The organism is Streptomyces sp. NPDC048734 (assembly GCF_043198675.1).
Taxonomy (GTDB): Bacteria; Actinomycetota; Actinomycetes; order Streptomycetales; family Streptomycetaceae; genus Streptomyces.
Map to the genome: position 1 here is coordinate 1 of NZ_JBICUZ010000010.1, position 12,318 is coordinate 12,318.

A 12,318-nucleotide genomic window follows, 5' to 3' on the forward strand; every position below is an offset into this window, starting at 1 on the left:
CGGAGCGGGTCCCCCATCGCTGCGCGATGGGCAAGCGAACACCCGCGCTGCGCGCGGGTGTTGCGCTCCCGCTCCGCGGGAGCGCTGCTGCCCGCTGCGCGAGCAGCCCACCGGCCCGGCTGCGCCGGGCCGGTGACGCTCCGTCCGCTACGCTCCCGGAGCTGCGGGGGCCTGAGGTCCCGTGGGGTGGCCTACGCTGCGCTCCAGCCACCCGGGGCGCGGTGCGCCCCAAAGGCCGGCCCCGCTGCGCGGGTCGGCCAACGGGCCTACGGCCCGAGCAGCAAGGAGAGGGGGTTGGCCGAGGTGGGTGATTCTGCATCAGATGATGCAGAATGTAGCTTTGGTAAAAACCAGCACCACCCCCCGGGAAGCCCGAGGGGTGGTGGGAAATCACTCCGCTACCAGAAAGTTCAGCTCTGGCCGTACAGAGCGAGGAAGGCCTGTCCCATCGCCATAGCGGACGCCGTCGCTGTGGCTCCCTTCCAGATCGACGCTTGGAGCGTGCTGACATCAAAGTAGGCCAGCGCGCCGTAGAGAGATCCGGCTGCCACGGACAAAAGCACGATCAGGAAGCTGACGCCCTGCTCGTCCGACATCAGCGTGGCCAACGTCAGGAAGGCCGTGCCGAAGAGAGCGATGCCGGCCCTCATGAGGGCTGCTTGTGGAGAGTAAGTGACCGCGATAAGCGGGTCGGGGCGGTCCGACCGGTGCAGAAAACCGGCTGCGATGGCGACGAGTACACCCAACGCCAGAGAAATCGCGATGTGCAGCGGTCGCGGGGCGTCTCCATTCTCTGCAGCCTTCGCGGCGACAGCGGCGGCGGATTTTATACTGGCCTTCATTTCACTCTCCAAGTCCGGAGTTCGTCTTCTTGGAGAGAATGTTTTCTGTTGCGGAATGCGCAATAAAGCCCGAAAAGAATTGCACAGCAATCCGCAACAATGAGGCCTCCTGCAACACTGACCGCTGCGGGGGTACGATTCCGTTGGGGGTGGGGTCTGATGAGCGCAGCGAAGAGGGAAAGGGCCAAGGCTGGGGGGCCAGAAGCTGTGGCCTATGGTCAGGCCTTGAGGAAGATCTTCGAGCGGCTGAAGATGACACAGAAGCAAGTTGCGGGCCTTCTCAGGGTTGACCCCGCGCAGCTCAACAGGTTCTTCTCCGCCAACGAGAACACCGTTGCGGCCAAGGAGTATGCCGATGCCCTGGTAGGCCTGGTTCGTGAGCGCGGCGGCATGGTGACCGATGATGAGGTCGCCAAGCTGCATGACTTGCGTCAGCGAGCGCAGGAAGCCAGTCCGCGGCAGGTGGATCGTGTGGCGGCTCTTCAGGAGCAGATGGCCGATGTGCGAGCGCTTGTGGGTACCTTCCGGGGGCGTCTGCAAGATGTTGAGTCAGCCAACAGCCGGCTTGAGGACCAGGTCGAACGGCTCCTGCAGCGTGTACAGGAAGAGGAACAGCGCGCAGACCTCGAGCTTGCCCGGCGCCAGCAGGCCGAGGAGCGCGCTGAGCAGGCCGAGTGGGGCGCCGCAGAGGCGGCAACGCGTCTGAGCGAAGCCGCGCGCTTGCAGGACGAGACAGAGTTGCGGGCCACGCGGGCGGAGTGGGCTGCCGAGGAGTCCGCCGGCGAACTGGCTGCGGCCCGCAACCAACTGGCCGCGGCCGCGAAGTACGTCAAGGAGACCGACGCCCTGCTGGACGCGCAGCGCGAACAACTCAAGCTGATGGGCCGGGAGGTCAAAGTCCTGCGCGAGCAGGTACGCGCCCTGTCCGCAGAAGAGCAGAGACCCGAAGCCTCCAACCGCGTTGCGGAACCCGCAACACAGGTCAAGCCCTTAGAGGAGCCGTCGGCTGAAGCAACCAGCGATGGGCGGCTCCGTGAGGCGATCGGGCTCCAGTTCTCCCAGTCCACCTGGGAGGCCTACGGCGGCACGGCCTACGCCGCCCGCGCGGATCTGGCCACCCAGGAACAGCAGATCGCGATCGCCGAGAAGGTGCTCGAGGGGCAGGGCCCCGGTGCCTGGCCCGACTACTCGACCCGCGCGGGTCTCACCGTCGAGGACGTGAAACCCCGTTGGAAGCCACCGCAGCCCCAGAGCGGCCGGGCCGCAGCTCGACGTGCAGCGCAGCATTCTTCTGGCCGTCGAGCAGCACCTCGGAGCGTTTCACAAGACCGGGATGGCGGCCGGGCTGCAGCTCGACGTGCAGCGGAGGCTTCTGGTCGTCGAGCAGCTCCTCGGAGTGTTCAGCGAGATTGGGAAGGCGGCCGCCCCAATCAAGGACTTGCGTCCAGGTCGCAGCTTCCGCCTAAGTCCCCGCTTGATCTCCTAGCAGAACTCACGAGAACGCCGCCTCCGCCTTCACGGGGTAAGCGTCAGGCACTCGAAGACGCGGCACAATCTGCGTCCCTGACTATTCTCATAGCCTTCTTGGCGCTCGCGGAGCGCGCAGTCGTTCAGCACGAGAACTTCCCCTCCAAACAGAGCGTCATACTACTGATTTGTTGCATCATCATTGGGTTGGGCACACCCGTGATCGTGGATTTTCGCACCGACCGGATGAAGCGGTATGCGCCGAAGGTATTGCTCCTATGCTTTTGCTGCTTCACTGTGCTGAGCATATTCCTGTTCACGCCACCGGAATATTTGCAGTTTATCGAAACCATGATGCATTCCATCGCTTACTCTTAGAATCCACAATCCTGCCGCCTGCCAGCATTGACAAGTTGCCGCACCTGTGAGCCGAAGCTCACTAAAGGCTGTCCCGCAATGGCCGAAGAGGTGTTCGGGAGGGCAATGGGCGGTAACCGACCAATGCTGGCCGGCCCATCCCGCCCGACGGCTTCTGCTACGGGTCGAACTGCAGGTGCTCGACATCGGTGAACTGGACCTCCACGCCATGGGCGCGGCGGCCGCTGTCGCGGAAGTACATCTCGCCGAGGCCTTCGGCGGCGATGTCGCGCAGCTGCTGTTCGCTGGCGCCGGCGTCGTGGGCGTCGAAGAGGCGGGCGGCGTGGTGCGGGGCGAGGGCGATGGTGAGGTGGCGGATGCGTGCGTCGTCGGTGGTGCCGGGCGCCGCGGTGAAGCCGAACCGGGCACGGGTGTCGACGACCAGACCGGTACTGGTGGCGGCCTGGCGACGGGCTTCGGCCCGGATGCGGGGCTGCCAGCGCTCGCGCACGGCGTTGGCCAGCCGGGCGACCCGGGGCAGGTCGCATCCTGAGTCCTGCCCTGGGTCGCCTCCTGAGTCGCGCCCCGGGTCCCGTCCTAGGTCGCCTCCTGGATCACGTCGCACGTCGTCGCGGGGTCCCACGAAACCCCAGCTCAGCGCCATAATCCCGGACGGCACGGCACGCCGACTACTTCCCTGGGCAGCTCCCGGGCGAAGCACCGGCCCGGTTCCGCCGGGTCCCGGGCCGCACCGGCCGCGCAAATGCCGCGCCCCACCGGCACGCCGACGACGACGGCCAGGAGCACGAGCATCTGCCCGGCCGCGGCCGGGGAAGTCCACCGCCTCGCACGCGCGTCACGCACGCACCTTCGACCGGGCCAAAGCGTCCGGCCGGGCCGGTGAACACGATGATCGGGCGATGACCGACCGCCGCCCGCTGAACACCGGAACCGACCAAGCCGACCTCTCCCGCACGCGAGACACCGATCCGGCACCGGCGCCGCGCGCCCAGCTCACCGCCGAACGCCTGCCCGCCGCCCCGGCCCCGCCGAGCCGAAACCGCGCCCAGTCGCCGGGCGCCACATGCTCGGAGCCGGCCCCACCGCGACAGGCAGCGACCACGACGGTGACGAGCGCGGTGACACCGGCCTGTAACAGCCCGATCCGGGACAACCCGTGCCGGGGAACGCCCCCACACGCACCTGTGCGTGCGCGTGTGTGAGCAGCCAGTCAACTGGATGCCGACCAGAGAACGGCAGCCTTTTGGTCACCTCGCGACAGCAGACCAACTCGCATCCACAGCACATGACCAGGCAATCAACAAGCGAACGAGGCTGACGCACAACCGCTGCCACCAGCGCGCCCACCCACAGACGGCAACATCATCGAGCCCGGGAGCGGCTCCTACCGGCTCGCCACGACCAGAGCCCGCCAACAGACCACCGTGGGCTTCTGACCGCCGGTGTCACCGTTCCCGAATGCGCCACCACCACCAGCGCCCCGCCGTCCACTCGCTCGCCCAGCCTGGGTCCGGAAGAGTACGCCGTTCGTACTCGACGTCGATCCGCTCCACCAAGCGGCCCAGATCAGCTCGGGCCCCTCTCGGGAGGTACTGCAGGGCCACTTCCAGGTCATCTCGGCCGTCTTCGATCTCGATGCCGGGACTCTCATAAGGGCCCGTCAGATATCGACCCGACTGCCTGAAAGCCCACCTGAACCGGCTGAGCGCATCAGCAACGGCGTCCGGCCACAGGTACTCGGCCTCAACACGTCGCACCGCTGCCCGGGTTCGAGCTGATACGCCCGGAATCCGACGGACCGGCACGTGCTTGCGTGGGCGCCACCGCTCAGCGCGGACGGCCTTCGGGCGCCTACGCGGCATCGCCCTTTCGGATCAGAACCATGTCGGCATTCTGCCATGGTCCGCGCCTTCGGAGGTGGGGCCAACAGACTCGGTCACGTTTCCCATCGAAGATCCTCAACTGAGGCCATCGGTGTCGTTCCCCTGGGGCCAACAAGCGTGTTCGAGACCAAGTGGTCCCTCTCTGGCCGAGGCCCGGCCACCCGGCGGCAGCCGCGACCGGGGCAGGGTGGGCGGTGGCTGGGAGGGATAGGGCCGCGAGCACAGCGGCGACGGCCGCGGTTCGGTTGCGGCGCACGGCCCAGTACTCACCGGATCATGCATAGTGGCGCGCCCGGCCATGGAGGTGGCCGGACGCGCCGATGTTTCATGCGTGTGCGTGGGTGGGGCGGTCAGCCGTCACCAGCTGGGTGGCGGGGTGGTCAGTGACGGCCGCCGTGGCCCCGGCCCCAGGACTCGCGGTCGATGAAGCGGCCGCGGTCGTTGCGCAGGGTGGCGGTGTCGCGGTCGTTGTTCCACACGTAGTTGCGGCGGTCCTGGTAGAGGTCGGTGCGGGTGTCGCGGCCGAGGCCGGTGTGGATGCGGACGGTGGCGCGGCCGGCCAGGCGGTAGTGGTCGAAGGTGTAGGTGTGGCCGGAGGCGTCGGCGAGGGTCCAGCCGTCGAGGTTGACGCTGTTGCGGGTGGTGTTGGTCAGCTCCACCCACTCCCGGTTCAGCGACCGGTTCGAGCGGTCGTCACGTCCGGGCGAGTCGTACTGCACGGCGGAGATCTCCACCTTCGGGCGGGCGCTGCGCTCGTGATCGGCGGCCGAGGCCGGCAGTGCGGCTGCCCCGATCACAGCTCCGGCCGCGAGGACGGTCGCGAGCATGCGGCGGGAGGTGAGGGAAGAAGCAGCAGACATGGGATCCCCCTGCAGGTGCGGGCACCCTCCCGGCAGCGACGGCCCTTTGCGGGCCGCAGTCCGGGGATGGTGCGGTGTGCGGTGGCGGCCAGTCCGGCCGCTGACCACACTCTGTCCACCACGTGCAGAAGCTGGAAGGGAAATGCGGACTGCGTTACCTCTTGCCCATATTTCCGTGACTGTCGACTGCAACGTTCATTTACGTGCCGAATGCACGAAGTTGACGCCCCGGGAGACGGCCCGCCGTTGCGGGAGCGGGATCGTGCCGTCGGATCGCCACAGCTCGCCACCCCACTCAGCCCCGGACCGTCACCCGAAAGTGAGTAACAGCCTCGCCGCATTGACGCACCTGGACACCCCGCGCCGCCACCACACGACCTTCACCAGCACTACCGCCACCACCACTGTTGATGCCGCTGCTGGTGGTGTCAGTTCTTCGAGGGGATGCGGGCGGCGATCTCCCGCGCGAACCGCTCCGCCTGCGGCGAGAGCGGCCCGTCGGCCTGGGCGACAGCCAGCAGCAGTTCGAGCAGATCGTGGGCTTCGGCCAGGGTCAGGAGCGGCAGCCGCTCGGCGGCGTGGTCCACGGGGGCGAAGTCGATCTCGTGCAGGTCGAGGTGTGCGTAGTCGTCCATGCCCGGGCCAACGCCACCGGCCGTACGCCGGTCACGCGCGGCCGTACGCCTCCGGCCCGGCGGGGGGGGGAGAGGGGAGGCCTCTCGGATCGTGCGTCTTCACGTTTCCTGCACGCTGCACGCACGTGGTGATCGCATTCGGTATGCTCCGAGCGCTCCATTCGCACCACTGAGGGGGGAATCCTCATGCGCATCCGTCACGCGCTGGCCGCCGTCGCCGCGGCCGTCTCGCTCGCCGCGGTTACCGCTGGGCCGGCCCAGGCCACTGAGTACTCGTCCGCGCTCAAGGTCAAGGGCGTCCAGTACGACGCCCCCGGCTCCGACTCCAACCGTTGCTCGGGCGGGAACACCAAGGACGAGTACCTGACGATCAAGAACTACTCGAGGTCCGCGAAGGTCAACCTCAAGGGCTACGTCGTCAAGGACGCCGCCGGCAACAGGTTCACCTTCCCCGCCAACCACACCCTCGAGCCCGGCGACTACGTCAAGCTCCGTGGCGGGCGCGGCACCGACTCCGACGCCAAAAATGTCGTCTACCGCCAGAACTGCAACTTCATCTGGAACAACGACAAGGACACCATCTACCTGATCAAGCCCACCGGAGCGCGCGCCGACGTCCACTCCTACACCAAGCGCGCCAACGACGCCGACGGCAACGGCTACATCAACTACCACGGCTGACCCGTCAGCCTCCCGGTGAAAACCGTGTGCCCTCCCCCGGTTGTCCCGTGGGAGGGCACACGGTTTTCACCGGAGGTCTGCGCCTGGCTTGTGACCGGACAGGCATCCATCCCGGAGGACGAACGCCGAGTTCAAGGGTGTGATGGGGGCGCGGCCGTGGACCGCATGAGGACGGGCGCGGCCAGAGCGGCAGGCACAAGGCAGCTCAACCAGAGCACCGGCCACGCCGCCAGGCCCACGAAGAGCGAGGCGGGGATGCTGGCGCACACGGAGGACACGGCGACCGCGACGGCGCGAGCGGACCCGGAGGCCGGATCGGTGCTCATCGCCCTGGCCCACAGCAGCACGACCAAAGTGACCCCCAGCTCGACGGCCGCCGCGGGAACAGCGCCCTGGAGTGCGTCCGCCCACCGGGCCCCGCTCTGCGGGACCCCTCCCGCCTGCGCCTCGACCACACTCAAGAAGATGTAGAAGAAAACCGCCAAGGGTGCGACCGCCGACACCACGACGCATCCGAGCCGGACCAGGAGCCGAAAACTCTTCACACTCCGCCTTCACCTTCATCCGGATCTACCGGGATGGTAACGGGCGACCGGACCGCCGGGCCGGCCTGCCTCATGCCGTCGGGCACCTGCGCACGTCGGCGCCGTACGAAGTGATCTCCTCGGTGTCCGCCGTCCACTTCATCGACCCGTACCGGCTGTTGCCCGGCCGGGCGTTCCGGGTCTGGCGGCAGGTCGGTCGCTTGCCGTAGGCCGGTCCGGGGCGCCGTCTCCCCACTGCCGCCAGCCGCAGAGAGGTTCTTCGAACACACCAGTAACCGCCTCTCGGTGCGCAACCGCGCGTCTCGCGCTTATGGTCGGCGCGGCTCGTGCACATCCCCGCGGTGCGCCCCGGGGCTGGCTTTATCGAGCAGTAGCGACGTCGTTTGTCGATGAGCGCGGGAGGCACCCCGAAGGCGGCCAAATCGGTGTTCACAAGTTCGAGAGGCACCCGCCGCTGACCTGATGGGTACACGTACCCCGGACTCCGGCGCCGAGCCTTGTGAACCGTGCTGCCGAGATCGTCACCAGCTGCACCCAGGCTGGCGACTGCGGCCGCAGGCAGGACCTTGCCTACACAGCCGCATCGGTGGGGCCGTCCCGCTCCGGGAGCAGCTCGGGCATCCCCGCCACCAACACCACGACGCCGATTATCTCACCGGCCTCGGAACGGCCGATCCACACCGGGTAGGTACCGTCCCCGGTCGTCGCGAAGGACATGAGCTCGCCGCCGGAAGCCTCGTCCCAGGTGCGCTGCATGAACATGGAATCGTCATCGATGTCCTCGTACCCGTCCAGGTCCGACTCCCCTCGGATCAGCCCCTGCTCGAAGATCGCGATGAGCGGATCCCAGGCCCCGGCGTCGGCGAAGCAGCCGGTGGCGCCGTCGGTGACGAAGCCGGCTATCTGCTGCTCGATGAACAGCCGGGGATCGTCTTCCAGACCGAGGGCCATCTCCCAGGTCGCTGCGGGGGTGTCGCTGACGAGCAGGCGGACGGCCGTTGGTTCCGTGGTCGTGACCTCGGCGTCCCGCCACTCGCAGTGGTAGCTGTAGCGGACCCGCGCCTCGTCAAGTACGTACTCCCCGGGCGGGACGGGGACCGTGATGCGCGGCCCGTCGCCGTGGTCGATGTCCGGGCCGGAGACGGCCAGCAGCCCGCTGGGTACGCGCAGGGTGCCGACCCGGCACGGCTCCACGACGGTCATCTCGGGGTGGTACCCGTCGGTCACGCGCACCCCGGGCCGGAACAACTCGTTGATCGGCCCGGGCTGCGCGGGGCGCGGCGGACGCCAGCAGGTGGCGGGGGCGTCTCCGTCACCTGGCTCGGCTGCCTCGGCCACCTCAACCGCCTCGAAGGCCGGCGGCTCAACGAGCCCGTGCACCTGGGCCGAGAGCAGCGGCCACTCCCCGAAGGCGGGGCGGTCCATCCAGCGCTCGTCGTCCCGGAGTCCGGGCGAGGTGACGTAGGAGCCCCCGCCCTGCCCCTGCCGCTCCTCCGTCCGTCGGCCCCTCCCGTCCGGAAGGAGGTCCACGGTGATGCGTGGGCACGCCTTGTCGAACTCCGCCATCTCCGGGCCTGTGTAGTACCAGCCGACGGAGTACCGGCGCAGCAGCCGCGACGGGTCGTCCAGCAGCCGCATGTCCAGGTCGTAGGTACGGCGGCCGTGGGCGTCGTAGACCCACAGCCCGACGTAGTGGTCTCGCCAGGAGACGAGCCGGACTTCCAACGGAGCCTCCCGGCCCGGCTCCCGGTACACCACCACGTACGGAAGCCCGGCGGCATCCCGCTCCCGGGCCTTCTCGGCGAATATCGGCCGCCAGGGCGCACAAGCCTCCAGGTCCCACGCCTGCGCGTACCCCACCTCGACGACCACTGCCGCTCCTCTTCCTGCAACCTGCCTTGGTTCTGTGCTGAGCTGCAAGGTAGCCGCTGCCTGTGACAACGGCCCTGCTGGGCGGGCGGCAGCCCAGCGCCGGCGCCCAGACAGTCGTGCCGGTGATCCGGTCCATGACCCGCTCAACAAGTGGCCGGCCAGCGCGATCCGTTGAGCCGCCAGCGCCACTTCGTCATGGACGGCTCAGGCACAGGCGCTCAGTGACTCCCAAACTCATCGACATTGATCAAGCGACAGGGTGACGCGGTGACTCCCGGAGCCGTCGACAAATGACTCCCGTTCTCGTGTACAGAGCCAACTGGACCTTGCGGACGTAGGACAGGACGGCGTCCGGAACACCCCCGCGTCGGCGGGGAGGACACCGTCCGCTGCACGATCGCGGCCTCGGAGACCGGAACACCCCCGCGTCGGCGGGGAGGACACCTTCGGGGCACCCAAGCTACCGAAGTTCACCGGAACACCCCCGCGTCGGCGGGGAGGACGCCGACGAGAGCCCCGCCGGGATCCGGCGGGGCGGAACACCCCCGCGTCGGCGGGGAGGACTTGCGCGGGAACCGGCCGCGTTCGGCCCAGGCCGGAACACCCCCGCGTCGGCGGGGAGGACCTTGACCCTCCGTCCCCCGACCTGGGGAAGGCCGGAACACCCCCGCGTCGGCGGGGAGGACCGGAAAGTCACCGGGATCGTCCTCCATCCCGTCGGAACACCCCCGCGTCGGCGGGGAGGACGGGTGCCGGAAGCCGTGCCATTGCCCGGACGTCGGAACACCCCCGCGTCGGCGGGGAGGACAGTGCCTGCGAGATAGCTCCGATGCTGGGGTTCGGAACACCCCCGCGTCGGCGGGGAGGACGCCAAGCTCATGGACGCCGACGACCTCGAGGGCGGAACACCCCCGCGTCGGCGGGGAGGACTGGGTGGAGCGGCTGTGTGAACTGGTGGACACCGGAACACCCCCGCGTCGGCGGGGAGGACGAGGTGTCGGCCCGCATCTCGATCTGGGACTTCGGAACACCCCCGCGTCGGCGGGGAGGACGGCGACCATGTCGTTCTGGATCGGGGTGCCGTCGGAACACCCCCGCGTCGGCGGGGAGGACACCGAGCCGCCCGGAGGCGTGATCCCGATGTCCGGAACACCCCCGCGTCGGCGGGGAGGACCTTCTTCGGGCCAGAGTGAACCGGGGTCTCTTCGGAACACCCCCGCGTCGGCGGGGAGGACCCATGTCAGGTCGTGCCGATCTGGACGCCCGCCGGAACACCCCCGCGTCGGCGGGGAGGACGCCTGCCCGCGCTCGATGGCGCGCTTCGCGGCCGGAACACCCCCGCGTCGGCGGGGAGGACCCCTGCGCGCCGATCGCGATGAACCCCTCGTCCGGAACACCCCCGCGTCGGCGGGGAGGACTTCGGCGTGGCGGCCAAGACCGTGTCCCGGGCCGGAACACCCCCGCGTCGGCGGGGAGGACGAGTCGCCGCGCAGCAGGCCACCGAGCTGGTACGGAACACCCCCGCGTCGGCGGGGAGGACACCGCCGTCGTCCGCTTCCTCCGCACCGCCGGCGGAACACCCCCGCGTCGGCGGGGAGGACACGACGGCCGGGAGAGCGGTCTTGAAGGACGTCGGAACACCCCCGCGTCGGCGGGGAGGACAGGGCATCGGTCCCGACGGTGGCGCCCGCCGTCGGAACACCCCCGCGTCGGCGGGGAGGACGACAACCAGACCAACGTGCGCCGCCAGACCATCGGAACACCCCCGCGTCGGCGGGGAGGACCGCTTCACCACCCCCGCCGGCGGCAAACCCGTCGGAACACCCCCGCGTCGGCGGGGAGGACACTTCGTGACCTGCGACTTAGAAGGGGGTTTGCTCGCTCTTTACCTGGGTCATGGCTGTCATGCGGATGAGGGTGAGTCCGTCGAAGTCTTCGGGGACGCGGCGGCGGGTGCCTGCGGTGCGGATGGCGTAGCCCTGTTCGGTGGGTGCTGGGTGGATAAGGACGGCTGCTCCGTTGCCGACGGTTTCGGTGACGGCTTGCCAGAGGTGGTCGCGTACGCGGGCGGAGACGGATCCGACGAAGATGCCGGGGACGACTTCGCTGGTCCACCGGCTCAGGGCGCCGCGCAGGTGGTCGGGGACGGCGGTGGTGGCGATGACCAGCATGGACGGCATCAGGTGCCGCCTGATGCGTAGTTGACACCTGCGGGCAGGGGGCCGGCCTTGGGGTCCCACAGGTGGACCATCTCGACATCGCGCCGCTCGGAACGGTCCTCGTCGTCCGGGTCGGTGCTGGCCTGTGCTGGTGTCAGCAGGGCCTGGACGTCGTGGACGATGCGGGGCAGCAGGCGCAGGAGGCGGAGGTCTTCGCGGAAGCGGCGGCGGGCTTCTTGTTCGGGGTTGGTGGACTGGTGCAGGGCGAAGGCGAGGGGCAGGGTGGTTTGTGCTTTGTAGAGGTCGGCGATGTCGTAGACGAAGGCATGCTGGGTGCCGGCGTGGACGAAGCCGAGGGCGGGTGACAGGCCCAGGGCGAGCAGGGCTGCGTGGACGATGCCGTACAGGCAGGTGTTGGCGGCGGACAGGGCGAGGTTGACGGGGTCCTGGGCGTGCCACTGGTCGGGGTGGTAGGTGCGGCGGAAGCGGCCGATGCCGTGTTGCTGGGCGAGGATCTTGTAGAGGGCTTTCATGCGCTGGCCCTCCATGCCGCGCAGTTGTTCCAGGGTGACGGTGGTGGGGAGTTCGGTGGCGTCGAAGCGCATGCCGTACATGCGGGTGGCGATGTCGAGGCGGCGGGTGGGGTCGGCCCAGGCGGTGACCTGTTGTTCGAGCCAGTGGGTGGTGAGGGAGTCGGGGAGGATGCCGGCGTAAGCGCGGACGCCTCCTGCTCCGGTGCAGACCACGCTGGTGCCGTGGCGGGCCAGGGTGGTCAGGGCGGGGGTGGTGATGGACACCCCGGGGCCGAGCAGCAGGCACGACAGGGCGGCGGTGGGGAGGTAGACCAGGTCGGTGCGGTCCTCGCCGGCCTGGATCTGTGCGCAGACGCCGGTGTCGTCCTGAACGACGCGGACCATGTCCAGGTAGAGGAACGACAGGGAGTCGGCGACGCGGGGCAGCATGGCCAGTGTGGGGGCGGCCAGGCGTCGGCGCGCC

8 protein-coding genes, 2 pseudogenes and 1 CRISPR repeat array are annotated in these 12,318 nt (G+C 69.0%); of the genes and pseudogenes, 3 read left to right on the forward strand and 7 right to left on the reverse strand.

The annotated features are described in order from the left end of the window. Positions 1 to 410 precede the first annotated feature (410 nt). On the reverse strand, positions 411 to 842 hold the full coding sequence (locus ACGFQC_RS24520; RefSeq protein ID WP_363091776.1) for a hypothetical protein: 432 nt from the start codon (positions 840 to 842) through the stop codon (positions 411 to 413). Between the two features lie 1,044 nt (positions 843 to 1,886). Between ACGFQC_RS24520 and ACGFQC_RS24525 the strand changes: the two are divergent. Next, a pseudogene (locus tag ACGFQC_RS24525) lies at positions 1,887 to 2,052 on the forward strand (transglycosylase family protein); the annotation flags it as partial. Between the two features lie 792 nt (positions 2,053 to 2,844). On the opposite strand, the pseudogene tpg reads toward ACGFQC_RS24525, so the two are convergent. The 3 genes and pseudogenes from tpg to ACGFQC_RS24540 form a co-directional block, all read right to left on the reverse strand. Continuing rightward, positions 2,845 to 3,195 (reverse strand): annotated as a pseudogene (gene tpg, locus ACGFQC_RS24530) (telomere-protecting terminal protein Tpg); the annotation flags it as partial. Positions 3,196 to 4,950: 1,755 nt separating this feature from the next. Beyond that, positions 4,951 to 5,430, reverse strand: a complete 480-nt coding sequence (locus ACGFQC_RS24535; protein ID WP_363091775.1) for a lamin tail domain-containing protein — start codon at positions 5,428 to 5,430, stop codon at positions 4,951 to 4,953. A gap of 428 nt (positions 5,431 to 5,858) precedes the next feature. Continuing rightward, positions 5,859 to 6,065, reverse strand: coding sequence for a DUF6417 family protein (locus ACGFQC_RS24540; RefSeq protein ID WP_363091774.1), 207 nt, complete (start codon positions 6,063 to 6,065; stop codon positions 5,859 to 5,861). A gap of 186 nt (positions 6,066 to 6,251) precedes the next feature. Between ACGFQC_RS24540 and ACGFQC_RS24545 the strand changes: the two genes are divergently transcribed. After that, complete coding sequence (locus ACGFQC_RS24545) at positions 6,252 to 6,746, forward strand: lamin tail domain-containing protein (protein ID WP_363091773.1); 495 nt, start codon at positions 6,252 to 6,254, stop codon at positions 6,744 to 6,746. A gap of 156 nt (positions 6,747 to 6,902) precedes the next feature. Continuing rightward, positions 6,903 to 7,217 carry a hypothetical protein gene (locus ACGFQC_RS24550; protein ID WP_363091772.1) on the forward strand — a complete coding sequence of 105 codons (315 nt, stop codon included), beginning with the start codon at positions 6,903 to 6,905 and terminating at the stop codon, positions 7,215 to 7,217. Between the two features lie 644 nt (positions 7,218 to 7,861). Here ACGFQC_RS24550 and ACGFQC_RS24555 read toward each other — a convergent pair. The 3 genes from ACGFQC_RS24555 to cas1e all read right to left on the reverse strand — a co-directional run bounded on the left by ACGFQC_RS24555 (position 7,862) and on the right by cas1e (position 12,284). Next, a complete protein-coding gene (locus ACGFQC_RS24555; RefSeq protein WP_363091771.1) occupies positions 7,862 to 9,163 on the reverse strand; it encodes a DUF4241 domain-containing protein in 1,302 nt (433 codons plus the stop codon). 352 nt (positions 9,164 to 9,515) lie between these two features. Continuing rightward, a CRISPR array of direct repeats spans positions 9,516 to 11,008; the repeat unit is 29 nt; unit sequence CGGAACACCCCCGCGTCGGCGGGGAGGAC. A 17-nt stretch (positions 11,009 to 11,025) separates the two neighbouring features. Next, positions 11,026 to 11,343: a type I-E CRISPR-associated endoribonuclease Cas2e gene (gene cas2e, locus ACGFQC_RS24560; RefSeq protein WP_363091770.1), complete on the reverse strand. Its 318-nt coding sequence runs from the start codon at positions 11,341 to 11,343 to the stop codon at positions 11,026 to 11,028. Next, complete coding sequence (gene cas1e, locus ACGFQC_RS24565; protein ID WP_363091787.1) at positions 11,343 to 12,284, reverse strand: type I-E CRISPR-associated endonuclease Cas1e; 942 nt, start codon at positions 12,282 to 12,284, stop codon at positions 11,343 to 11,345. Before cas1e ends, cas2e begins: the two co-directional genes overlap by 1 nt. Positions 12,285 to 12,318: the final 34 nt, after the last annotated feature.